Here is a 23794-nt window from a genome sequence, read left to right as displayed (position 1 = left end):
AACCGCGAGTTCCTAAGCACCGGCCTGTAATGAAGCACAAGCGGATTGCCGCCATGACGCTTTTCGGGGTGGCGTTGCTGGCGCTGGCCGCCCAGCCCGCAGCGGCCGCGGACTCGACGACGGACGACCTCATCAGCTCCCTGAACCAGGAGCTGCTGTTCGTCGCGGTCCCGATCACGCTGCTGGTGGAGGGCATCCTCATCTACACCGTCGTGCGGTTCAAGGACAACGACGAGGCGAAGCCGACCCGGGAGAACCGCCGACTCGAGATCACCTGGACGATCGCGACGGCGGTCATCCTCCTGTTCGTCGGCGTCGGCGCGTACAACGTGATGGGGTCGGGCGACGTGATCGCGACCCAGGACATCCAGCCCGACGAGAACGACGAAGTGATAAACGTCACCGCCCAGCGGTACGCCTGGACGTTCGAGTACGAACGACACAACGTGACGACCGGAACGCTCGCGGGGCCGGGCGTCTCCGAAGGGCCGTTGGTGATACCGGCAAACGAGAAGGTGTACCTGAACATCGGGACGCGTGACTGGCTCCACGCGTTCCACGTCCCCGAACTGGGACTGAAGCAGGACGCGGTGCCCGGCCAGCAGAACATGATCCGGACCGAGGCGCTCGAACCCGGGAACACCTATCAGGGGTACTGCGCGGAGTACTGCGGACAGGGTCACTCCCAGATGATGTTCGAGGTCGAGGTCGTCACCCAGGAGGAGTACGAGCAACGGATGGACGAACTCTCCTCGGGTAACGAGACCAGCGGCAACGCAACGAGCGGCAACGCATCCGTCGCGGCCTGAACCCGGCTTCTTCCGTTTCTTACAGCGGTTTTCTGCCCCGCCTGTCGGCGGCGACGCAGTTGGATGGATTTTTGGTAGTCCAAACGAAAGCGTCAGAGTATGACAGTAGCGGACGACTCGACGGAGGACCACGGGCACCACCTGCCCGCGGTGGAGGACTGGCCGCGGGGATTCGGCGAGGCCAGCTGGTGGCCATTCATCACCGCCCTCGGCGCAGGGGGGTTCTACGTGGCGGCGTCGCTGTACCTGCTGGGCGGCGACGGGGGGCTCGTGGGACCGGACATCGGCCCGTACGCGTTCGTCGCGAGCACGTTCGTGTTCCTGCTCGGCCTGTACGGCTGGGTGTACCACGCGTTCGTGAAGGCGTTCTGGGACCGCGGCGCGGACCACCAGAGCGAGAGCAAACTGCGGTGGGGGATGATCGCCTTCCTCGGCTCGGAGATAGCGACGTTCGGCGCGGGCTTCGTCTACTACTTCTTCATCCGGGTCGGCGAGTGGCCGCCGGGCGAGGTGCCCGGCCTGACCGGGCTCGTGCTCGCTAACACGATCATCCTGGTGATCAGCAGTATCACGCTCCACTACGGGCACGTCGCGCTCCGGAAGAACAACCGCGGTCGGTTCCTCGGGCTGCTCGGCGTGACGCTCCTGCTCGGCGTGATCTTCATCGGCGGACAGGTGTACGAGTACTACGAGTTCATCATCGTCGAGGGGCACACGCTTACCGGCGGCATCTACTGGAACGCGTTCTACGGCCTGACGGGCCTGCACGGGCTGCACGTCTCGCTGGGCGCGGTGATGCTCGCCGTCGTCTTCGCCCGCGGGCTGACGGGGCAGTACTCCGCGGAACGGCACACCTCCGTCAGCACCGTCTCGATGTACTGGCACTTCGTCGACGCCGTCTGGATCTTCCTCGTCGTCGTCCTGTACGCCGGCGCGGCGGTCTGACGGCAGTTCCTTCATGGACCGTTCCGTCTCACCGAAACTCCGGAGCGTCGCGGCGGCCGTTCTGCTCGCAGCCGTGACGCTCTCCGGCCGTGCGATGGCACACGGCGGCGCGCTCCGCTCGTCCAGCGAGTCGCTCGCGGTGCCGACGTGGCTGTTTCTGGCGACCGGCGGCGGCGTCGTCGGGGCCTCGTTCCTGCTCGCCAGCCTCGTCACCGATCGGCGGCTCATCCGCCGGATCGACGGGTACGGGCTGACGCTGTCGGTCGACCGGTCGCGCGCCGTCGAGGTCGCCGGGTCGCTGTTCGGCCTCGCCGGGCTTGCCGTGGTGCTGTACTTCGGGCTGACCGGCCCGCCCGACCCGTTTCGCAACCTCGCCGTGTTGCTCGTCTGGGTCGCCTGGTGGGCCGGCTACGTGATGTCGGTGTACCTCGTCGGGAACACGTGGCCGGCGATCAACCCGTTCCGGACGCTGGTCGAACTGCTGCCGTCGCTGGACCTGTCGTACCCCGAACGCCTCGGCGCGTGGCCGAGCGTCGCCGGCCTGATCGCCCTGGTCTGGGTCGAGGTCGTCAGTCCGCTGGCGGACAACCCCCGGCTTCTCGCCGGCGTCGTGGCCGCCTACGCCGGCGTCACGGTCGTCGGCGGCGTCGCGTTCGGCGCGGAGCGGTGGTTCTCGACCGTCGACCCCGTCTCGCGGGTGTTCGACTACTACGGCCGCGTCGCCGTCGCCGCCCGAACCGCCGGCGGGGTCGACCTCCGCCTGCCGGGGATGGGGCTGACCGACGCAAGCGGCGTCGACGGCGCGGACGAAGTGGCCTTCGTCGTCGCGCTGCTGTGGGTGACGACGTACGACGGTCTGGTCACCACGCCCGCCTGGGCGGACGCCGCACGGGCCGTCGTCGGCGCGGGCGTCCCGCCGGCGGTAGTGTACGTTGCCGGGATCCTGGCCGGCTTCGCCCTGTTCTACGGCGCGTACGTCGCCGCGTCGCGGGCCTCCCGGGAACTGGCCGAGACGTATCTCACGTCCGGCGCGCTCGCCCGCCGGTTCGCGCCGCCGCTGCTGGCCATCGCGGCGGGCTACCACCTCGCGCATTTCCTCGGGTACTTCATCAGCCTGCTCGCGTCCCTGTCGGCGGTGCTTGCAGCGCCGTTCGCGCCGCCCGCGAACCCTCAGCAGTACGTGCTGCCGTCGTGGTTCGGCGGCGTCGAACTCGGCTTCGTGCTGGTCGGCCACCTGCTCGCGATCTGGGTGGCTCACGCCGCCGCCTACGACCTGTTCCCGAGTCGCCTGCAGGCGATCCGGAGCCAGTACCCGTTCATCCTCGTGATGGTCGCCTACACCGTCGTCAGCATGTGGATCGTCGCCGAACCGAGCCTCACGCCACCGTACCTATGACCGCGAACGCATCCCCACAGCCGGCCGACGACGTGGAACTGCCCGCCGACGAGCAGACGGAGGACTGTCCGTACTGCGGACGACCGTTCGCATACGAGGAGTACCGCACGCTCCACGTCGGACTCGACCATCCCGAGGCGTGTACCGAGGCTGAGGTCGAGGCGTTTCAGGCCGCGTACCGCGAGGAGAGCGAGGACCTGCGGCTGTTCCGCCTGAAGGCGATCGGCGGGATCGTCCTGCTGTACTTCGGGTTCCTGTTCACGTACTCGCTGGTGACGTGACGCGGCAGCCTTCGACTGGCGTATCCCGCCGGCCTACATGCCCATGTCGTCCGCGCCGTCGGGCACCGGCAGAGCCGTCGGCGACACGCCGAGCAGTTCCGCCGCGTGGTCGAGCGCCATGTCGAAGCCGTAGTAGCGCTCCAGTTCGTCGCCGTCGGCGCTCGGGCGGACCTTCAGCATGGCGTACCCCTCGCTGTTCTGGGCGACTGCGGCCGTGTGGCCGTCGCGCTCGAACTCGATCACGCGCTCGGTGTCGGTCTCGTAGTAGCGGGCGGTGACGCCGTTCGCGGTCGCCGTCTCGGTCATACCCGGAGTTGGGGCCGCCGGTAATCGAACCTGTCGGTTTCCGCGGTCGGCCGGGGACCGAAAGCGCCGTCGCCCGACGGCCGAAACGCAACGCCTGTGACGGGGGGCCGCGTTGGCTCCCCCATGAGCAAGTGGCTCCAGAGCGGGACGCGCCGGGACCTGTGTGCGCTGCTGTACGGCGAGGAACTCCGCGGGCAGGAACTGAAGTCAGCCATCGAATCCCACTACGACGGCCGGCTCCGTCCGGATCGGTTCTACGGCGCGATGGAGAAACTGGAGCGGGCCGGCTACGTCGAGGAGCGGACGGAGGGACTGCACGACGTGTACGCGCTCACCGACGCGGGCGAGCGGGCGATGGCGGACCACTTCGAGTGGCTGACCGGACAGGTCGAGGAGTAACGCGCCGGACAGTGGCGGGCCTCAGTCGAGTAGCTGGTCGCCGATGGTGTTCCGGAGCACCTCGCTGGTGCCCTCGTAGATCTCGTTTAGCTTCGCGTCCCGGTAGAACCGCTCGGCGGGGAAGTCCTTCGTGTAGCCGTAGCCGCCGTGGATCTGGATCCCCTCGTTCGCGACCTCACGGCTGACCTCGCTGGCGTACAGCTTGGCCTGCGCGGCCTCCTTGATGAAGTCCTTGCCGCGGATCTTCCGGTCGGCGGCGCGGTGCATCAGCATGCGCGCGGCCTGGAGCTTCGTGTCCATGTCCGCCAGCTTGTGCTTTATCGACTGGAACTCCGAGATGGGCTGGTCGAACTGCTCGCGCTGCTGGGCGTACTCCAGGGCCTCGTCCAGCGCCGCCTGCGCGATGCCGACGCCGCGGGCCGCGATAGTGATCCGCCCGCCGTTCAGCGTCTTGAGCGCGTGGACGAACCCGTCGCCCTCGTCGCCGAGCCGCCGGTCCGCGGGGATCCGGCAGCCGTCGAAGCGCAGTTCGGCGGTCGGACAGCCTTTGTCGCCGAGCTTGTCCTCCGTCCCCTCGACGATGAACCCGTCGTCCTCCTCGGGCCGGACGACGAAGGAGGAGATCCCCTTGCGCCCGGCGTCTGGGTCGGTCTTGGCGAAGACGGTGACCGTGTCCGCGACGGACCCGTTCGAGATCCACAGCTTCCCGCCGTCGATGACGTAGTCGTCGCCGTCGCGCTCGGCGGTCGTCTCCATGGCGGGCACGTCGCTGCCGGCCCCCGGCTCCGAGAGCGCGAACGCGCCGATGTCCTCGCCGGTGTTCAGCGGCGTGAGGTACTTTTCCTTCTGGTCCTCGTCGCCGAAGGCGTACAGCATGTTCCCGGCGAGGCTGGTGTGGGCGGCGACGATCGTCCCGAGGCCGCCGCTGCCGCGGCTGATCTCCTTGAGTCCGATGGCGTAGGAGTGGTAATCGAGGCCCGCACCGCCGTACTCCTCGGGGAACGGCATCCCCATGAGCCCCAGGTCGGCCATCTCGTCGACGAGGTCGGCCGGGAACTCGTCCTCGTGGTCGATCTCGGCGGCACGGGGAACGACCTCCTCGTCGACGAACTCGGCGACCATGTCGCGGATCTGTGTCTGCTCCGCGGAGAGGCTGAAGTCCATGCGTCGATCTGTGACGGTCGTTGCATTAGTTTTCCCGATCCCTCGACCGGCCCGACGCGCTCCCCGGAGGCTTTTATTTCGGGGGTGCCTAAATGGATCGAGTCGAATGCATTCGGGCCGTACCACGCGGACGGTCGACGAGAACCTGAAGTGGTGCCACGACGCCGTACAGGGTGTCTCGCGGACGTTCGCGATCACGATCGACGCGCTGAGAGAGCCGATGTCGTCGCGGATCTGCGTCGGATACCTCCTGTGTCGGATCGCCGACACGGTCGAGGACGCCGGCCACGTCCCGGCCGAGGAGAAAGCCGACCTGCTGCGACGGTACGACCGTGTGCTGGCCCCATCGGACCCGACGACCGTGGAGTCGTTTCGATCGGCGGTCGAGCCGTGGATCCCCGAGGAGCGGACGAACGACTGGGACGTGGTCGCGTCGGTGCCACGCGTCACGAGCACGTACGCGTCGCTGCCGGAGGGCACCCGGACCGCGCTCCGCGGGCCGGTCCGGGAGCTCGTCAGCGGCATGGCGACGTTCGTGGAGCGCCACGCCGACACGGGCGGTCTCCGGATCGAGACGGTCGAGGAACTCGAGGAGTACTGCTGGTACGCCGCCGGCACCGTCGGCGACCTGATCACGAACCTCCTCGTCGAGAACGCCGAGGCCGAGCGCGCGACGACGCTGGAGGAGAACGCCCGCTCCTTTGCGCTGTTGCTCCAGCTCGTCAACGTCGCGAAGGACGTGTCGGTCGACTACGACGAGGAGAACAACGTCTATCTCCCGGCGACGTGGCTCGACGAGGCGGGGATCGACGCCGACGAGGTGGCGGACCCGGCGCGCGCCGACGACGTGGCCCGAGTCGTCGAACGCGTCACCGAGCACGCCGCCGGCTATCTCGACGACGCACAGGCGTATCTCGAAGCGCTCCCTGAGACCGACGGCAACACGCTGTCCGCGTGGGCGATCCCGTACCTGCTCGCCGTGGCCACGATCCGCGAACTGCGCGACCGACCGACCGACGTGGTCACGGAAGGGACGGTGAAGGTGCCCCGAACCGAGGTTCACGCCCTGATACAGCTGTTCGAAACCGGCTCGGTCGGCCGCGACGACATCGGCGACCTGCGCGCCCGGATGGCCGCGCAGCCGCTACACCGGGCGGACGACCTCTCTCAGTCGTACTCGTAGAACCCCGTCCCCGTCTTCTTCCCGAGGTCGCCGGCCTCGACTTTCCGTTTGAGCAGATACGCCGGCTTGTACCGGTCGCCCAGTTCCTCGTGGAGCGTCTCGGTCGCGTGGAGACAGACGTCCAGCCCGATGTGGTCGGCCAGTTCGAGCGGTCCCATCGGAACGTTCGTGCCGAGTTTCATCCCGCGGTCGATGTCCTCCTTCGTCGCGACGCCCTCGTCGTAGGCGCGGATCCCCTCGTTGATCCACGGCATGAGGATCCGGTTGGAGACGAAGCCGGGCTTGTCGTCTGCCTCCCAGGTGGTCTTGTCGAGCGACTCCGAGAACGCGTGGGCGAGCGCGACGGCGTCCTCGCTCGTCTTCTCGCCGACGACGACCTCGACGCCCTCCATGATCGGCACCGGGTTCATGAAGTGGATCCCGACGACGTTCCCGGGGCGCTCGGTGGCGCTCGCGATCGTCGTGACCGACAGCGTCGAGGTGTTCGTCGCGAGCGCGACGTCGTCGTCGGTCACGTCGTCCAGGTCGGCGAAGATATCCCGCTTGATCTCCATCTCCTCGACGGCCGCCTCGACGACGATGTCGCAGTCGGCCAGGTCGTCGAGGTCGGTCGTCCCGTCGATCCGTTCGCGGGCCGCGTCGGCCTCGCTCTCCGAGAGCGCCTCTTTCCCGACGAGGCGGTCGAGGCTGTCGTCGATCGAGTCGAAGCCGCGCTCGACGAACTCCCGCTCGATGTCCCGCATCGTCACGTCGTACCCGCTCGTGGCGGCGACCTGTGCGATGCCGCTCCCCATCGTTCCTGCTCCGACGACGCCGACGCGGTCGATTGACTCCAGTCCGCGAACCATGGAGGCAATTCTTGCGACCCGCACCTAATTCTGTCGGGTTCGGCCGCGAGGCCGTCGACTTCGGTCCCCGGGTCGCTCCCGGAAAATCACGGATAGTTCCCGGAAAGTTTCAAGGGGGCGGGGTGTAAGCTTTCGACAGAGCGGTGACGAACGTGAGCCAGGACGAGACGGGCGACGACGCGGACCGCACCGACCTGCTGTACGTCGGCGAAGCGACCGCCACGGTCATGGCCAAAGCGGGGATCGACGCGGCCGACGTGCGGCGGAAGACGGTGTCGTACCGGGAGCTCGTCGACGCCGGCGTCAACCCCGGCGTGGCGACGAAGATACGCCGGGAGCACTCGCTCCACTGGAGTCTGGACGAGGAGGGCGCGGACCTGGACGACCGCTCCCGGACCGTCCGCGGCCTCCGGGACGGCGAGCGCGACTGGGTCGCGGAAAGCGGGATCGACCTCGACGACGGCTCGGCGGACGACGAGTCGACGGCGGACGGCGACTGGACGCCCTCCGGCGGCGACGGGACGGTGGACGGCGGACCGGCCGACGACGGGCGGTCCTCGCTGACCGACGGCGACTGGACCCCCACCGGTGACGTGACCGAGGAGACCGCCGACCCGGCCGGCGACTGGACGCCGTCGGCGGACGACGGCGGCGGGGCGGCGGAACCGGCCGAAACCGACGGAAGCGGCGGGGCCGAGGCGGCCGAGTCGGCGTGGCGCGAGCGATCCCGCCCGGACCCCCTCACGGAACTGCCGGCGATAGACGAAGCCGACGCCGAACGGCTCGGCGACGCCGGCGTGACCTCGATCCGGCGGCTCGCCACGGCCGACCCCGAACACGTCGCGGACGTGCTGGACATGGACGAGGCGACGGTCGCCGAGTGGCACGACGCGGCCGCCGACCGGATCGGGAAGTGAATTTACTATTTCAGTAGTAAGTCCAAGAGCTGCAGGAAAAGCGCATCTATCGGCGGTAGCGTCTTTGTACTTCGAGATAGACGTGATTCTTCTCTAGAGGCGTCGTACGAAAGCTTTATATCTGAGTTCATTGGAATTCGAAACAGATGATCCCGCTGACCGACGAGGCTATCACCCGGGACGGGAAGGTACTGATCCTCGCGATGGACCACGGGCTGGAGCACGGCCCGACCGACTTCGAGGCGGTGCCGGAGACGCTGGACCCCGAGACGGTGTTCGACATCTCGACCCACGACGCGGTCACGGCGATGGCGGTCCAGAAGGGGGTCGCCGAGACGTACTACCCCTCTTACGAGGACGACGTGAGCCTGCTGGCGAAGCTAAACGGGACGAGCAACCTCTGGATGGGCGAGCCGTACTCCCCGAAGAACTGGACCGTCGAGAACGCGGTCGAACTGGGCGCGGACGCGGTCGGCTACACCGTCTACTCCGGGTCGAACCACGAGCCGGAGATGTACGAGGACTTCCGGGACGTGCAGGAGGCCGCCCACGACCGCGACATGCCGGTCGTCATGTGGTCGTACCCGCGCGGCCAGGGCCTCAAGAACGACACCAAAGACGAGGTGATCGCGTACGGCTCCCGGATCGCGCTCGAACTCGGGGCCGACGTGGCGAAGGTGAAATACCCCGGCAGCAAGGAGTCGATGGAGTGGGCCGTCGACGCCGCGGGCGACGTGAAGGTCGTGATGAGCGGCGGGTCGAAGACCTCCGACTACGAGTTCCTCTCCAGCGTCGAGAGCGTGATGGACGCCGGCGGCGCGGGCCTGGCGGTCGGCCGCAACGTCTGGCAGCGCGACGACCCCGAGGCGATCCTGGACGCGCTCGAACGGGTGATCTACGAGGGCGCGACCGCCGAGGAAGCCCTAGAATGAGCACGATACAGCGCGAATCCGTGGCAGACGAGGTACTTGACGCCGTCGCCGAGGCGGTGCCGCGGGTCCGCGAGGGCCTGCGCGGCCGGCGCGAGACGGTCGGCTCCGAGAACGCCAGCGGCGACGACCAGAAGGCCGCCGACGTGTGGGCCGACAAGCATCTGGCCGACCGGATCACCGAGATTGAGGGCGTCGGGGAGTTCGTCAGCGAGGAGCGCGACGCCGTCGTCGACTGCGGGAGCGGGCTGTCGGTCGCGCTCGACCCGCTCGACGGCTCGTCGAACCTCGAATCGAACAACTTGATGGGCACCATCGTCGCGGTCTACGAGGACGACCTGCCGGCGCGGGGCCGGTCGCTCGTCGGCGCGGCGTACGTGCTGTACGGCCCGATCGCGACGATGGTGTCGGCCGTCGACGGGACAGTGACCGAACACGAGATCGTCGACGGCGAGCGCCGGCCGATCGAGCGCGACATGGCGATCCCGGCGGACCCGACGGTGTACGGCTTCGGCGGCCGCACGCCGGAGTGGAACCCCGAGTTCGCCGAGTACGCCGGCGAGATCGAGTCCGAACTGAAGCTCCGGTACGGCGGTTCGCTCGTCGGCGACGTGAACCAGGTGATCGGGTACGGCGGCGTGTTCTGCTACCCCGCCCTGCAGTCTCGACCCGAGGGGAAACTGCGGCTCCAGTTCGAGGGCAACCCGATGGCGTACATCGTCGAGTCCGCCGGCGGCCGTTCCTCGGACGGCGAGCGGTCGCTGCTGGACGTCGATCCGGAGCGGATCCACCAGCGCGTCCCGCTGCACATCGGCAACGAGGAACTGATCGACCGGCTGGAGTCGAAGGTCGAGCGCTGAGCGGCAGCCTCTTTTCGGCGGAGCGCGGATCGGGGACCATGCTCTCCGAGGGCGGAACCGCACCGGACCTCGCGCTGCCCGGCGTCCACGGACGGGACCCGGCGACGTACGAACTTGTGCGTTCGATCGAGGACGTTGCCGCGACGGTGCTCGCGTTCGTCCCGTCGGCCCACGCGCCGGTCTGCGAGGACGACCTGCGCGCGCTCGGCACGGCGGGGTGGGCCGAGCGCGACGACCTCATCGTGTGGGCGGTCACCGGCGACACCGTGTTCGCCAACGCGGCCGCGGGCGAGCGTCTGGCCCTAGATTTCCCGCTGCTCAGCGACCGCCGCGGCGCGATCGCCGACGCCTACGGCGTTCGGCTGGACGACTGGCACGCCCACCGCGACCTTCCCGGTCGCGCGCTGTTCGTCGTCGACCCGGACTGGACGGTCCGGCACGCCCGGGCGCTCGACCCCTTCGAGACGCCCGCCGAATCGCCGCTGACGGGCGTCGCTTCGGCGCTCGCCGACTGCGGCGTCGCTGTCGAGGCTCCGACAGTCGAGTACCGTGTCGACGGGTGAGCAGGGCGTTGCGACTGCCGTGGAGCTGACAGGGGGCGAACTGGCGACCGCGCCGGCCGCTGGCAAATATTGTAAATGGAAAACGGTTTCAAAAGACCCGTCTCACGAACAAGCATGAAAGTCCGCATCGGCGAGGCGGCGAGCGACGAGGAGGCCTCGGCCATCGCGGCGGCGCTGGCCGAGCACGTCCGCGACGACGTTGAAGTGTACGTCGGCGACGCCGACGAGCCGGCGGCGACGCACGCACTCGACGCCGTCGGCGACGTTCCGCCGGCCGAGGACGGCTTCGGCCCGACCGAGCGCGAAAAGAAGCTCCGCGAGGAGATAGCCGACATCGAGGCCGGCGGCCCCGAGAAGTACCGCGAGCGGCTGGAGGAGCAGGGGAAGCTGTTCGTCCGCGACCGGCTCGACCTCTGGTTCGACGGGGGCGACGGCGACGGGATCGTGTTCGAGGACGGCCGCTTTGCCAACTTCGACAGCTGGCACCCCGACGGGCTGGACGCCGACGCGGACTCGGACGACCGCCTCCCGGCCGACGGCCTGCTGACCGGCGCGGCCGAGTTCGAGGAGCGGGACCTGCATTTCATGGCCAACGACTTCACCGTGAAGGCCGGCAGCATGGCCGAGAAGGGCGTCGAGAAGTTCCTCCGGATGCAACAGCGCGCGCTGAAAAGCGGCCAGCCCGTCCTCTACCTGATGGACTCCTCGGGCGCTCGGATCGACCAGCAGCGCGGCTTCTTCGCCAACCGCGAGGGCATCGGGAAGTACTACTACAACCACTCGATGCTGTCGGGGCGCGTGCCCCAGATCTGCGTCCTCTACGGACCGTGCATCGCCGGCGCGGCGTACACGCCCGTCTTCTCCGACTTCACGGTCATGGTCGAGGGGATCAGCGCGATGGCGATCGCCAGCCCCCGGATGGTCCAGATGGTCACCGGCGAGGAGATCGATATGCAGGACCTGGGCGGTGCCCGGATCCACGCCGAACACTCCGGCAGCGCCGACCTGGTCGCCCGCGACGAGCAACACGCCCGCGACCTCGTCGCACAGCTCATCACCTACCTCCCCGACAGCGCGGACGACGACCCGCCGCGCGCGGAGCCGCAGGCCCCCGCCCAGTCGCCCGCCGGGATCGACTCGGTCGTCCCGGAGAGCCCGAACAAGGGGTACGACATGGAGGACGTGATCGACCGGGTCGTCGACGCCGGCTCGTACTTCCCGCTCCAGCCCGACTACGGCCCGGAGATCATCACCGCCTTCGCCCGCGTCGACGGCCGGTCCGTCGGAATCATCGCCAACCAGCCCGCCCAGCGCGCCGGCGCGATCTTCCCCGACGCCGCGGAGAAGGCGGCGGAGTTCATCTGGAAGTGCGACGCGTACAACATCCCGCTGCTGTACCTCTGTGACACCCCCGGATTCATGGCCGGCTCCGACGTCGAGAAGGAGGGTATCCTCGAACAGGGCAAGAAGTTCATCTACGCCACCTCGTCGGCGACGGTGCCGAAACAGACCGTCGTCGTCCGGAAGGCGTACGGCGCGGGCATCTACGCGATGGGCGGGCCCGCCTACGACCCCGAATCGACCATCGCGCTTCCGAGCGGCGAGATCGCCGTGATGGGGCCGGAAGCCGCCATCAACGCCGTCTACCGCCGGAAGATAGACGAGATCGACGACGAGGAGGAACGCGAGCAGTTCGTCCAGGAGAAACGCGAGGAGTACCGCCGCGACATCGACGTGCATCGCATGGCCAGCGAGGTCGTCATCGACGAGATCGTCCCACCCAGCGAACTGCGTGAGGAACTGGCCGCCCGCTTCGCGTTCTACGAGGACGTGGAGAAGGAGCTTCCGGACAAGAAACACGGGACCGTGCTGTAGCGGAGTCGACCGCCGTCCTCCCCGTCGGGGTCAGTCCGGGCGCAACGAGTCCACCAGCACCGCCCACGCCAGCGCGGCCAGCCCGACATCCCGGACCAGCACGTCCACGAACAGCCCATCGTAGGTCACCGCGACGACAGCCAGATACGCGACTGTCGCCGAAAGGGAGACTGCTGCCACCGCCGACGAGAACGCGGTGTACCGGTCGACGAGGATCGCCGCGCCGAACCCGACTTCGAGAACGCCGTTGACCAGCATGAACGTCACCGGCGTCACGACGAGCCACGGCGCGAGCCAGCTCACGACGTACTGCGCCCACGCCTCGGGCGCGAGCAGCTTGTGCACGCCGGCCAGCAGGATCAGCAGGCCGAGACCGACGCGTGCGATGGTCGCCGGTCCCGGCGCGTGCGCCGCCGCGTCGACCGCGCTGTCCCTGACTGCTGCCAGCACGGTCACTCCGGTTGCTTCTCCGACAGCACGGTGCGGTCGAACTCGCAGACGAGTTCGTCGTCGCGGTTGACCGCGAACGCCTCGACGTGCATCGTGACGACGCCGCGCTCGCCGTCGCTGGTCTCGCGCTTGTCGGTCACCGTCGACTGCGCGCGGATCGTGTCGCCGTGGAACACCGGTGCGGGATGTTCCACCTCGTCGTACGACAGGTTGGCGACGATGGTGCCGTCGGTCGTCTCGGGGATCGACATACCCACCGCGAGGCTCATCGTGTACAGCCCGTTGACGAGGCGCTCGCCGAACTGCGTGTCCTCGGCGAAGTCGGCGTCCAGGTGGAGCGGCTGCTGGTTCATCGTCATGTCGCAGAACGCTTGGTTGTCGCGTTCGGTCACCGTGCGGCGCGTCTCGTGTTCGATCGTCTCGCCGACGGTGAACTCCTCGTAGTAGCGTCCGGACATGGATCCGACCGACGGCGACCGGGGAAAAAAGCGCGTCGGCTCTCGGGGCGACCGGCGGCGGTCAGTCGGCCTCGACGTCGACGTAGTTCACGCTCAGGTGGAGATGCGTGATGTAGGGGACGGCCGTACCTTTCGGGACCGGTTTGACGTTCGTCAGCGCCTCGTCGAAGTGCAGCTCAGCGTTGCTTTCGATTTCGGCGTCACCGCCTCCGACGACGCCGCCGAACACCTCGGCGTTGCTCTCAATGGCGACCCCGTCGCCGTCCGGAATGTACAGGACGCCGGTGAATCTGGTGTTCCCTCCCTCGAACTCGATCTCGGAGTCAGCCATCCCGTACACCCACAGCCGGGTGGACCTGTCCTCCGGGATGTGGACCGTCGCGGCCTCCATGTCGAAGTCCTCCCGAAGGTAGATCCGTGCGGTGTTGTCGCCCCTCACGGTGATGTTCGCGTTCTCCTCCATCTCTATGTCCTCGTTCACCGCGAGCCTGATCTCGCCGTCGGTCGTGTCGAGGATGAGTTTCTCGCCCTCGAGTTCGAGGTCGTCGTTGACGTAGTACTCCCGGCCGCCCGCCGCGCCGTGGAGCGTGGCGACGTCGTCGTCGCCGAACTCGACGCTCGCCTCGTCCTCCTCCACGGAGATGTTCTCCTCCTTGTCGTTGTCGTTGACGTTTGTCGAACTGTTGTTCAATCCGCTGAACGTATTGATGACGTACCCCTCGATCGACGGGGCCGAACGTACCGACGCGTTGGAAGCGTTCCACCCCTTGATATCTGCGTTCTTGTGGATCTCGGTGTCGTCCAGGTTCCCGTACGAAATGTTCCCGTGGATAGTCGTGCTCGCCTGATCGATCTCGATCGAACGGCCGGCGACGAGGTCTCCCCTGATGGTACTCTTCCCGTCGATCTCGACGCTCCCGGCCGTCGTGAGCGTCCCGCTGCCGCCGGTGGTTTCCGCGTAGGACCCATTCGAGGAGTTGTAGCTGTCCGCAAACGCGCCGCTGCCGAACTCGAGATCCGAGTCCGGCCCTGTCTGGAACAGTGCCCCGCTCACCGCCTTCCGCTCCGTGGGCGTGATGAGCGCTATCGACACCGTCTGGTTGGTGTGGTCGTACGCCGGCTCCCCACCGGTCAGGTCTGCGAAGTAGTCGCCCCACGCCAGGTAGTACTCGCTCTGGACGGTGAGGTTGATCCGCGTGTTCGAGGTGACCGGGTTCGTCCGGTTATCGACGCCGCGGACCGGGTAGCGGAGGTCGGTCCCCGCGTCCGAGAGCGTGAGGTCGTTGCCGCGGGCCGCCTCGCCCTCGACGATGGTCAGCGGGATCGTCACCGTGGGCTGGTCGGCGGCGTCGTTGCGGTAGTGGATGTCCGGTCGGGAGAGCATTCGGCTTCCGTTCCCGCTCTTCCGCCAGACGCCGCCACCCTCGAACGCGATCCGCTCGCCGTCGAGTTCGTACGTGATACGGCCGAGGGAGTCGTTGAGAAGTACGTCCTCGGTCGCCCCCGTGGTCTGGTTGACGAGCGTCACGTTGATATCGCCTGCATCCGGGTCGACTCGGGTCGTTCCGGCGTCGCCGTCGCCGACGGTGATCTGTTCGGTGTTGTTCGTCCCGAGGCTGACCCGACTCGCCTTCACGTTGACCTGCGCGAGCGAGTTTTCGGCGCTCTCCAGGTCGGCCTGCTGCTGGCCGGTGTCCAGCGCAGTGGCACCGACGAGCATGACTGCCGCCGCGCCCGCGATGGTAAGCCCGACCAGCAGGACGACCGCGATGACGCTCGACTGTGCGCGCGCCGTGGTCCCGTCTGTTTGCCCGGGGCTCCCGGATCGACGACCCGTATTCGGCGGTTTTGTGTTACTGTCAGTCATGATTGCGAGGGGAAAGTGTCGGTTCTCCGGAGAAGAATGTCACGCGACCGGCTTAAACGTTGTCACGCTCGATGGGCATGAAAAGAACCCCCGACGGTTCCGGGGGGTTTGAAGCCCCCGCTGGCCGGACACTCGGACATGGCTCGCAGAAGCGTCCTGTTCAGCCCCGGCGACCAACCGGACCTCCTTCGGAAGGCACCCGATGCGGGCGCGGACGTGGTGGTGTTCGACCTCGAAGACGCCGTCGCCCCGGCGCGGAAAGCCGAGGCCAGGGAGGCGGTCCGGTCGGTACTGGTCGACCCGGCGTTCGACCCCGCGTCGGAGGTGTGCGTCCGCGTCAATCCGGTCGGCGTCGCTGCCGCGGCGGACGTAGACGCCGTCCTCGGCGACGATGCGGCCGCGGCGACCGTCGACAGCGTCATGCTTCCGAAGGCGGGCGACGCCGACGACGTGCGGACGCTGTGGCGACTCCTCGACGAGCGCGACTGCCCGCGCCCCGTGCTGGCGCTCGTCGAGTCGGCCGCGGGCGTGTTACACGCCGAGGCGATCGCGGCGGCCGAGGCGACGGACGCGCTCGTCTTCGGCGCGGAGGACCTGGCGGCCGACATCGGCGCGTCCCGGACCGACGAGGGGACGGAGGTGCTGTACGCCCGCGAGCACGCCGTCCTCGCGGCGAGCGCCGCCGGCGTCGACGCCGTCGACACCGTGTTCACGGACATCGAGGACATCGAGGGGCTTCGGGACGCGACCCAGTTCGCGGCCGAACTGGGCTACGACGGGAAGATGGCGATCCACCCCGGGCAGGTCGACCCGATCAACGAGGCGTTCACGCCCGACGAGGACCGGATCGAGTGGGCCCGCGAGGTGCTGGCCGCGAAGGAACGCGCCGACGAGGCCGAGCGGGGCGTGTTCCGCGTCGACGGCGAGATGGTCGACGCGCCGCTGGTCGCGCAGGCGGAGCGAGTGATAGAGCGGGCCGAGGCGGCCGACCGGATCTAGGGCCAGAGACCGCGTTTCTCGTGTGACTCGGCGATCCGGGAGAGCGCGACGACGTAGGCGGCGTCGCGCCAGGTCACGTCACGCTCCTCGACTTCCGCCCGCACCGCCGCCCAGGCGTCGAGCATCTCGGACTCCAGTTCCTCGTTCACGCGTTCGAGCGACCAGGAGCGCCGGTTGATGTCCTGCAGCCACTCGAAGTAGGAGACGGTGACGCCGCCGGCGTTCGCCAGGATATCGGGGATGACGGGGACCCCGCGCTCCTCGAGGATCGAGTCGGCGGCGAACGTCGTCGGGCCGTTCGCGCCCTCGACCACGAGGTCAGCCTGCACGTCGCCGGCGTTGTCCTCGGTGATGACGTTCCCGACCGCGGCCGGGATCAGCACGTCGACGTCGAGTTCGAGCAGTTCCTCGTTGGGGATGAGGTCGTCGGCGTACTTCGTCACCGCCTCGGGCTCCTCCTCGTGGGTCGGCACGTCGCGGGTGTCGATACCGTCGGGGTCGTAGACGGCCCCGTTCACGTCGCTGATGGCGACGATGTCGGCCCCCCAGTCGTCGAGCAGGCGCGCGGCGTTGGCCCCGACGCTCCCGAACCCCTGGACGGCGACGGTCACGTCGTCGATCTCCATGTCGTAGTAGTCGATGGCCTCCCGGGTAACGATCGCGACGCTGCGGCCGGGCGCTTCCTCGCGGCCGTAGCTTCCGCCGACGACCGGCGGCTTGCCCGTCACCACGCCGGGGATCGTCTCGCCCTCCTGCATGCTGTAGGCGTCCATGAACCACGACATCGTCTGGGCGTCGGTGCCCATGTCCGGCGCGGGGATGTCGCGCTTCGGGCCGATGACATCGCGGAGTTCCTGTGCGAACCGCCGGGTGAGCCGCTCCTTCTCGCCCTCGCTGAGCGATTTGGGGTCGACGACGACGCCTCCCTTCGCGCCGCCGAACGGCAGGTCCATGACGGCGCATTTCCAGGTCATCCACATCCCGAGGCCGATGCATTCGTCCTCGGTGACGCCCGGGTGGAAGCGGAGGCCGCCCTTGAACGGCCCGCGGACGCTGTCGTGCTGTGCGCGGTAGCCGGTGAACACATCCAGCGAGCCGTCGTCGCGCTCCAGCGGCACCGCGACCCGGTGGACGCCGGCGGGATGTTTCAGTCGCTCGACCACGTTCGAGTCGATGTCGAGGTGTGCGGCGGCCCGGGAGAGCTGTCGTCGCGCCGTCTGCAGGGCGGACTCGGGCTCCTCGTCTTCATCTCGCTCCGGTGTCGTGGTTCCCGTCTCGGCGGTTTCAGAGGACATGCCGATCACGCGGCCTCCTGCCCGGCAGCAGGCTTCGGGGCGCGTTCGGTTCGGTCGGCCGTCGCTGTCGGCGGCCGTCTGCTGTCGTTCGAGTCGACTCGCTCGTCGGCGATAGCGTGCATCGTTCGTGGACAGCCGACTCGTAGGTATAATACTTATTCTATTACGACATATAACCACACTATATTCTGGTCGTCGAGAACAGCTGTTTCAGGCGTTCTACCGACGGTCATGTCGTTCGTTCGCACGGCGATTCCGGGCAGACCGAGCCGATACTGCCCGAACGATCGGTTCTTGCCCGTCGGTCAGCTCCGTCTTCCCCTCACATCCCCACCGTATTATGACACCGGGCTAATTATTACCATCGTTATACGGAAACCAGTACGTTTAACCTGAAACCCGGGCGTTCTCTCAGACATGTCCGAAGGGGTCAACCCGTTCGAGAGCTTGCAACAGCAGGTCGACGAGGCGGCCGAGTACCTCGACATCGACGAGGGGGTGCTGACGCGCCTGAAACGCCCCGAGCGCGTCCTCGAAACGAACCTCTCGGTCGAACTCGACGACGGCTCCGTCGAGGTGTTCAAGGCGTTCCGGTCGCAGTTCAACGGCGACCGCGGGCCGTACAAGGGCGGGATCCGTTACCACCCCGGCGTCAGCCGCGACGAGGTGAAGGCGCTCTCCGGGTGGATGGTGTACAAGTGCGCCACCGCCGGCATCCCGCTTGGCGGCGGGAAGGGCGGTATCGTCGTCGACCCCGCCGAGTACAGCGACGGGGAACTGGAGCGGCTCACACGCTCGTTCGGCAAGGAGCTGACCCCCATCATCGGCGAGGACAAGGACATCCCCGCGCCGGACGTCAACACCGGCCAGCGGGAGATGAACTGGATCAAGGACACCTACGAGACGATCGAGAACACGACCGCGCCCGGCGTCATCACCGGCAAGGACATTTCCAGCGGCGGGAGCGCCGGCCGCGTCGAGGCGACCGGCCGCTCGACGGTGCTGGCCGCCCGCGAGGCGTTCGACTACCTCGACAAGGACTTAGAGGGCGCGACAGTCGCCGTCCAGGGCTACGGCAACGCGGGCTGGATCTCGGCGAAGCTGATCGACGAGATGGGCGCGACGGTCGTCGCCGTCTCCGACTCCAGCGGCGGGATCTACACCGAGGACGGCTTCGACCCCGTCGCCGCGAAGGACCACAAGCGCGAGACCGGCAGCGTCGTCGGCTACGACGGGGCCGACGAGGAGATCACCAACGAGGACCTGCTGACCCTCGACGTCGACCTGCTGATCCCCGCGGCGCTCGAAAACGCCATCGACGAGGCGATCGCCCGGGACGTGTCGGCCGACGTGATCAGCGAGGCCGCGAACGGCCCGATCACCCCGGACGGCGACGACGTGCTGGAGGACAAGGACGTGCTCGTCGTCCCGGACATCCTCGCGAACGCCGGCGGCGTCACCGTCTCCTACTTCGAGTGGGTGCAGAACCGCCAGCGGTTCTACTGGTCCGAGGAGAAGGTCAACGACGAACTCGAACGGCGGATCGTCGACCAGTTCGACACGCTTGTCGACGCCTTCGAGGAACGCGACCTGCCGAGCTTCCGGGTCGCCGCCTACGTCGTCGCCATCCAGCGCGTGCTGGACGCCTACGAGCAGGCCGGCGACTGGCCCTAAAGAAAGCCCTCGCGGCGGACTGGCGTCCGCCGCGTCGCCCTTTCAATGTCCTCCACGACGCGCTCGCGCTGCTCGCGCGTCGGTCCAGGCCCGCCAGTCTGCGCGAACGCCGTGGGACCGAAGGTCCCACGAGCCTTCACTCGCTTCGCTCGTGAAGACGCTGACGGATGTCAGCGCACGCTTCGAGTACCTGCCTTTCCCCGTGCGCTCGGCATGAACGCCGAGCGCGGCCGTGTAACCATGTCCGAATAGTGACGTTCTCGGTGGATCGCTGGCTGGTACAGCAACCGGTGTGGTCACCGTTTCGGTAACCAATCCGGTTGTAACCAAATCGGCCGAAACCAACCCGGATGACTCTTGGCCGTTAGTGTCGTGTCGGTCCGACAATGGCCGCAACGCGTTCAGTACCGTCGTGCACACCCACCGCGAAAGGCGCGATTACCGGTCGATACAGGCCGATTCTGGCGGTAACGGGATGATAACAAAGTGCCCCACCGACACCAACGCCGACATGGCGACCCGCCGGTACGTCCAGCGGACGCGGACGCGGCTGCTCGCCGCGACGATCGGCAGGTACGGTCTCGTCGCAACCGCCACGGGGGTCGAGACGCTCGCGCTCGTCGTCTGGCTGGCGTTCGTCGAGGACGCGGCGCTGTTCTCGCGGGCCGCGGTCGCGGGCGTCGCCGTCCTCGCGCTCGGCCTCCTGCTGACCCACTACCTGCTGGACCTGGCGGTCAACGGGATCGACGGCGCGTCGCTCGGCCTGACCGACGCGGCGGTCAGCGCGTCGGGAACGGCGCTGTGGGTGGCGTGGCTCGCCGCCGTGGCGTGGGTCGGGAGCCTCGCCGGCCTGCTCGGTGCCGGCGTCCTGCTCGCCGTCCTGCTGGTGTCCCAGCACACCGTCGCGGACAGCGCGTTCCGCGGCCGCGCGCTCCCGTCGAACGTGGCCGACCTGCGGACGCTCGGGTTCAGCGTCGTCCAGGCCGGCGGCGCGACGCTGTGGCTGTGCTCCGCCCGGTGGAGCGACCTGGTCGCGCCGTTCCTGGCCGAACTCGGGCTGAGCGCGATCGAACCCGCGGTCGCCGGCGTCGGTGCGCTGGCGGCGGCGCTGCTGGTCGAACATGTCTGTGCCGTCGCCTTCGCGCGGCGGTAGGACGGTAGCGGCGCGCGGCCGACCCGACTACAGGCCGAGTTCGCGGCCGATGACGAGATGCTGGATCTCGCTGGTTCCCTCGCCGATCTCCATCAGCTTCGCGTCGCGGTAGAACCGCTGGGGGGCGAAGTCCGTCGTGTAGCCGTAGCCGCCGAGCGTCTGTACTGCCTCCTCTGCGACCTCGCGGGCGGCCTCGCTGGCGTCTAGCTTGGCGAGCGCGCTCTCCTTCGTCACCGACTCGCCGCGGTCGTACCGGCAGGCGGCCTTGCGGGTGAGCAGGCGGGCGCGCTCGGTCTTGCGCTCCATCTCGACGACCTTGTCGCGGACGGCGTCGAACTTCGAGATGGGCTGGCCGAACTGCTCGCGCTCCGTCGAGTACTCCTTTGCGGCCTCGTAGGCTCCCTGCGCGAGGCCGACGGAGAGCGCCGCGATGGAGATGCGGCCCCCGTCGAGCGTCTTCTTCGTCTGGTCCCAGCCGTCGCCTTCCTCGCCGAGCAGGCGGTCTTCGGGGACCCGGACGTCGTCCAGTTGGATCTCGCAGGTCGGTGAGGCGTTCAGCCCCATCTTGTCCCACACCGTCGTCACCTCGAACCCGTCGTCGTTCCGGGGGTCGACGATGAACGTCGAGATGCCGTCGTAGCCGGCGTCGGGATCGGTGACGGCCTTGACGAGGACGCTCCCGGCCTCGCTCGCGTTCGTGATGAACTGCTTGGTGCCGTTGATGACCCACTCGTCGCCCTCCTTCCGGGCCATCGTGTCCATGTCGCTGGCGTCGCTCCCGCTGTCCGGCTCCGTCAGCGCCCAGCCGCCGACGTACTCGCCCTCGGCGAGCGGCCGGAGCCAGCGCTCCTTCTGTGCCTCGGTGCCGAACAGCTCGATCGGCTTGGTGGCGAGGCTGACGTGGGCCGCGTAGGAGAGGCCGACCGAGCCGGACACCCGGCCCAGTTCCTCGGTGACCAGCGAGTACATCAGCTGGTCGCCACCCAGACCACCGTACTCCTCGGCGACGGGGACGCCCATCATGTCCAGCTCGGCGAGCTGGTCGAACACCTCGGCGGGGAACCTGTGCTCGTCCTCGATCTCCTGTGCGATCGGGGCGATCTCCGACTCGCAGAAGTCCCGGACGCTGTCCCGGATCATCCGGTGCTCGTCGGGCAGGTCGAACTCCATACGCAACACTTGCCGAACCCGGAGATAAAACCATGGGAGATACGCCGGGACAGCGAGCCGACTGCCGCGGAGAGATTTATCAGCGTGGGTCGTCTTCGAACCGACATGGAGGTGCGCGACCTGGTCCGCGGGACGGTCGACTGGGCGGCCACGGAGGCGGTCGCCCGGGAGCTAGCCGACCGGACCGGGCGCGACGAGGTGCGCGTGGAGTTCCTCGACGCCGACAACTGGCTGTCGACCCCCTGCGTCGTCGACGAGGAGTGGTTCGTGAAGATCGTTTCCCGGCAGAACGCGTTCGTCCACGCCGTGTTCACGACCGGCCGCAACCTCGGCGCGGTCACCAGCGGCCGCGAGGGGTTTTTCGACCACGTCGGAAGCCCACTGGAGATGGCCGAGCGCGAACTCGCCGCGACGGTCCGGATGCGTGAGATCGGTGTCAACGCCCCCGAACCGGTCGAGGCGTTCGAGGTCGACGGGCACGGCGTGCTCGTGCTGGAGTATCTGGACGACTTCCGGACGTTCGACGACGTTGCCGCCGACGAGGCCCGCCGACTCACGCCGGAGCTGTTCGAACACCTGTGGCGGATGCACGACGACGGACTGGCCCACGGCGACCTCCGGGGCGAGAACGTCCTCGTCAAGGGCGGCGAGGTGTACTTCATCGACGCGACGAGCGTCCGCGAGGACGGGATCGCCAACGCACGGGCGTACGACCTGGCCTCCGCGCTGGCGACGCTCGAACCGATGCTCGGCACGCGAACCGTCGTCGAACTCGCGCTGGACGCGTACTCGCCGGGCGACCTGCTCGACGCCCGCGAGTTCCTCGACTTCGTCAACGTCCGCCCGGACCACGACTTCGACGCCGAACGGCTGAAAGGCGAGATCGAGAAGGTCGCCGACGCCAGCGGTTGACGGGGTCGCCGGTCGACCCGGCGGGCCGCCGCCCGGCGACGGACTAGATGATTTTTTAATTGTGGACGATCCAATTTTTGCCACGCATGAGTCAACAGACCGGCCAGGAGACCTACCGCCACTACATCGACGGCGAGTGGACCGACGGCGAGGGAACGGAGACGTTCGAGAGCGAAAATCCGGCGACGGGCGAGACGCTGGGCGAGTTCCGCCGGGGCACCGAGGCGGACATCGACCGCGCGATGGCCGCCGCCGACGAGGCCTTCGAGGAGTGGCGCGAACTCTCCCGGATCGAGCGGGCGGAGTACCTCTGGGATATCTACCACGAACTGCGGGACCGACACCAGGAACTGGGTGAGGTCGTCACCAAGGAGTGCGGCAAGGAGATCAGCGAGGGGAAAGCCGACGTGACCGAAGCGTGGCACATGGTCGAGTGGGCCGCCGGCGACGCCCGCCACCCGAAAGGCGACGTCGTGCCCTCCGAGATCCCCGAGAAAGACGCCTACATGCGCCGCAAACCGCGGGGCGTCGTCGGCTGTATCACGCCGTGGAACTTCCCGGTCGCCATTCCGTTCTGGCACATGGCCGTCTCGCTGGTCGAGGGCAACACCGTCGTCTGGAAGCCCGCCGAGCAGACGCCGTGGTGTGGCCAGATCATCGCCGAGATGTTCGAGGACGCCGGCATCCCCGACGGCGTGTTCAACATGGTGCAGGGCTTCGGCGACGCGGGCAACGCCATCGTCGAGGACGACCGCACCGACACCGTCCTCTTCACCGGTTCGGCGGAGGTCGGCCAGGAGGTCGCCAGCAAGGTCGGCGGCACGCCCGGCAAGCTCGCGGCCTGTGAGATGGGCGGCAAGAACGGCATCGTGATCACCGAGGAGGCCGACCTGGACATCGCCGTCCACTCGGCGGTGATGTCGAGCTTCAAGACGACGGGGCAGCGCTGCGTCTCCTCCGAGCGGCTGATCGTTCATTCGGACGTGTACGACGAGTTCAAGGAGCGGTTCGTCGAGGTCGCCGAGCAGGTCGCCGTCGGCGACCCGCTCGAGGAGGACACGTTCATGGGGCCGGCCATCGAGCCGGGCCACGTCGAGAAGATCCAGCGGTACAACGACCTGGCCGAGCAGGAGGGCGCGAACGTGCTGGTCGACCGGGCGGAACTGGACGCCGAGGAGATCCCGGAGGGCCACGAGGACGGGAACTGGGTCGGGCCGTTCGTCTACGAGGTCGACTACGACGAGGACCTGCGCTGTCTCAAGGAGGAGGTGTTCGGCCCCCACGTCGCGCTGGTGGAGTACGAGGGCGACGTCGACCGCGCCATCGAGATCCACAACGACA

24 protein-coding genes are annotated in these 23794 nt (G+C 68.1%); 16 read left to right on the top strand and 8 right to left on the bottom strand.

What is annotated here, in order from left to right; translation table 11 throughout:
• The first annotated feature begins 29 nt into the window (after positions 1-29).
• The 4 genes from coxB to D8896_RS13790 all read left to right on the top strand — a co-directional run bounded on the left by coxB (position 30) and on the right by D8896_RS13790 (position 3431).
• Positions 30-809 (top strand): cytochrome c oxidase subunit II, encoded by a 780-nt coding sequence (gene coxB, locus D8896_RS13805; RefSeq protein WP_121822697.1) that lies wholly within the window; start codon positions 30-32, stop codon positions 807-809.
• Between the two features lie 99 nt (positions 810-908).
• Complete coding sequence (locus tag D8896_RS13800; protein ID WP_121822696.1) at positions 909-1754, top strand: cytochrome c oxidase subunit 3; 846 nt, start codon at positions 909-911, stop codon at positions 1752-1754.
• A 13-nt stretch (positions 1755-1767) separates the two neighbouring features.
• Positions 1768-3150 carry a hypothetical protein gene (locus D8896_RS13795; protein WP_121822695.1) on the top strand — a complete coding sequence of 461 codons (1383 nt, stop codon included), beginning with the start codon at positions 1768-1770 and terminating at the stop codon, positions 3148-3150.
• Positions 3147-3431 (top strand): DUF7410 domain-containing protein, encoded by a 285-nt coding sequence (locus D8896_RS13790; protein WP_240452031.1) that lies wholly within the window; start codon positions 3147-3149, stop codon positions 3429-3431. The genes D8896_RS13795 and D8896_RS13790 overlap by 4 nt, the downstream gene beginning before the upstream one ends.
• Positions 3432-3464: 33 nt before the next feature.
• Here the strand turns inward: D8896_RS13790 and D8896_RS13785 are convergent, their stop codons facing one another.
• Positions 3465-3737: a DUF7111 family protein gene (locus tag D8896_RS13785; protein ID WP_121822694.1), complete on the bottom strand. Its 273-nt coding sequence runs from the start codon at positions 3735-3737 to the stop codon at positions 3465-3467.
• Positions 3738-3860: 123 nt separating this feature from the next.
• Between D8896_RS13785 and D8896_RS13780 the strand changes: the two genes are divergently transcribed.
• Positions 3861-4136: a PadR family transcriptional regulator gene (locus tag D8896_RS13780; protein WP_121822693.1), complete on the top strand. Its 276-nt coding sequence runs from the start codon at positions 3861-3863 to the stop codon at positions 4134-4136.
• 21 nt (positions 4137-4157) lie between these two features.
• Here D8896_RS13780 and D8896_RS13775 read toward each other — a convergent pair whose 3' ends face one another.
• Positions 4158-5300, bottom strand: a complete 1143-nt coding sequence (locus tag D8896_RS13775) for an acyl-CoA dehydrogenase (RefSeq protein ID WP_121822692.1) — start codon at positions 5298-5300, stop codon at positions 4158-4160.
• A gap of 106 nt (positions 5301-5406) precedes the next feature.
• Here D8896_RS13775 and D8896_RS13770 point away from each other — a divergent pair, with 106 nt between their 5' ends.
• Positions 5407-6483: a phytoene/squalene synthase family protein gene (locus tag D8896_RS13770; RefSeq protein ID WP_121822691.1), complete on the top strand. Its 1077-nt coding sequence runs from the start codon at positions 5407-5409 to the stop codon at positions 6481-6483.
• On the opposite strand, the gene D8896_RS13765 is transcribed toward D8896_RS13770, so the two are convergent.
• Entirely contained in the window at positions 6468-7331 is an 864-nt protein-coding gene (locus D8896_RS13765) for a 3-hydroxyacyl-CoA dehydrogenase family protein (protein ID WP_121822690.1), read from the bottom strand. The two genes, D8896_RS13770 and D8896_RS13765, sit on opposite strands and share 16 nt — an antisense overlap.
• Before the next feature lie 152 nt (positions 7332-7483).
• On the opposite strand from D8896_RS13765, the gene D8896_RS13760 reads away from it, so the two are divergent.
• From D8896_RS13760 to D8896_RS13740, 5 genes are all read left to right on the top strand, one after another.
• The gene (locus tag D8896_RS13760; RefSeq protein ID WP_162991568.1) at positions 7484-8248 is read left to right on the top strand and encodes a DUF7409 domain-containing protein; all 765 of its coding nucleotides are present in this window, start codon (positions 7484-7486) and stop codon (positions 8246-8248) included.
• A 146-nt stretch (positions 8249-8394) separates the two neighbouring features.
• Positions 8395-9180 (top strand): class I fructose-bisphosphate aldolase, encoded by a 786-nt coding sequence (locus tag D8896_RS13755; protein WP_121822688.1) that lies wholly within the window; start codon positions 8395-8397, stop codon positions 9178-9180.
• Complete coding sequence (locus D8896_RS13750; protein WP_121822687.1) at positions 9177-10037, top strand: class 1 fructose-bisphosphatase; 861 nt, start codon at positions 9177-9179, stop codon at positions 10035-10037. The genes D8896_RS13755 and D8896_RS13750 overlap by 4 nt, the downstream gene beginning before the upstream one ends.
• Positions 10038-10075: 38 nt before the next feature.
• Positions 10076-10600 (top strand): redoxin domain-containing protein, encoded by a 525-nt coding sequence (locus D8896_RS13745; RefSeq protein WP_121822686.1) that lies wholly within the window; start codon positions 10076-10078, stop codon positions 10598-10600.
• 114 nt (positions 10601-10714) lie between these two features.
• Positions 10715-12475: an acyl-CoA carboxylase subunit beta gene (locus tag D8896_RS13740; RefSeq protein WP_121822685.1), complete on the top strand. Its 1761-nt coding sequence runs from the start codon at positions 10715-10717 to the stop codon at positions 12473-12475.
• 30 nt (positions 12476-12505) lie between these two features.
• Here D8896_RS13740 and D8896_RS13735 read toward each other — a convergent pair whose 3' ends face one another.
• From D8896_RS13735 to D8896_RS13725, 3 genes are all read right to left on the bottom strand, one after another.
• Positions 12506-12922 carry a DoxX family membrane protein gene (locus tag D8896_RS13735; protein WP_375137065.1) on the bottom strand — a complete coding sequence of 139 codons (417 nt, stop codon included), beginning with the start codon at positions 12920-12922 and terminating at the stop codon, positions 12506-12508.
• A 5-nt stretch (positions 12923-12927) separates the two neighbouring features.
• Complete coding sequence (locus D8896_RS13730) at positions 12928-13383, bottom strand: MaoC family dehydratase (protein WP_121822683.1); 456 nt, start codon at positions 13381-13383, stop codon at positions 12928-12930.
• Positions 13384-13444: 61 nt separating this feature from the next.
• Positions 13445-15250 carry a DUF7289 family protein gene (locus D8896_RS13725; protein WP_162991567.1) on the bottom strand — a complete coding sequence of 602 codons (1806 nt, stop codon included), beginning with the start codon at positions 15248-15250 and terminating at the stop codon, positions 13445-13447.
• 138 nt (positions 15251-15388) lie between these two features.
• On the opposite strand from D8896_RS13725, the gene D8896_RS13720 reads away from it, so the two are divergent.
• The gene (locus D8896_RS13720; protein WP_121822681.1) at positions 15389-16249 is read left to right on the top strand and encodes an HpcH/HpaI aldolase/citrate lyase family protein; all 861 of its coding nucleotides are present in this window, start codon (positions 15389-15391) and stop codon (positions 16247-16249) included.
• Here the strand turns inward: D8896_RS13720 and gdhB are convergent.
• Positions 16246-17544, bottom strand: coding sequence for a glutamate dehydrogenase GdhB (gene gdhB, locus D8896_RS13715; protein WP_121822944.1), 1299 nt, complete (start codon positions 17542-17544; stop codon positions 16246-16248). The two genes, D8896_RS13720 and gdhB, sit on opposite strands and share 4 nt — an antisense overlap.
• A 417-nt stretch (positions 17545-17961) precedes the next feature.
• Between gdhB and D8896_RS13710 the strand changes: the two genes are divergently transcribed.
• Positions 17962-19218, top strand: a complete 1257-nt coding sequence (locus D8896_RS13710; protein WP_121822680.1) for a Glu/Leu/Phe/Val family dehydrogenase — start codon at positions 17962-17964, stop codon at positions 19216-19218.
• 475 nt (positions 19219-19693) lie between these two features.
• Positions 19694-20371 carry a hypothetical protein gene (locus D8896_RS13705; protein WP_121822679.1) on the top strand — a complete coding sequence of 226 codons (678 nt, stop codon included), beginning with the start codon at positions 19694-19696 and terminating at the stop codon, positions 20369-20371.
• 27 nt (positions 20372-20398) lie between these two features.
• Here D8896_RS13705 and D8896_RS13700 read toward each other — a convergent pair whose 3' ends face one another.
• Positions 20399-21541, bottom strand: a complete 1143-nt coding sequence (locus tag D8896_RS13700; protein WP_121822678.1) for an acyl-CoA dehydrogenase family protein — start codon at positions 21539-21541, stop codon at positions 20399-20401.
• Between the two features lie 105 nt (positions 21542-21646).
• Here D8896_RS13700 and D8896_RS13695 point away from each other — a divergent pair, with 105 nt between their 5' ends.
• Both D8896_RS13695 and D8896_RS13690 read left to right on the top strand, forming a co-directional pair.
• Complete coding sequence (locus D8896_RS13695) at positions 21647-22453, top strand: RIO1 family regulatory kinase/ATPase domain-containing protein (RefSeq protein WP_121822677.1); 807 nt, start codon at positions 21647-21649, stop codon at positions 22451-22453.
• 86 nt (positions 22454-22539) lie between these two features.
• On the top strand, positions 22540-23794 hold a 1255-nt coding region (locus D8896_RS13690), incomplete at its 3' end, for an aldehyde dehydrogenase family protein (RefSeq protein ID WP_121822676.1).

This window comes from Halostella salina (assembly GCF_003675855.1).
Classification (GTDB): Archaea; Halobacteriota; Halobacteria; order Halobacteriales; family Natronoarchaeaceae; genus Halostella; species Halostella salina.
This window is presented reverse-complemented; position numbering and strand designations above follow the sequence as displayed.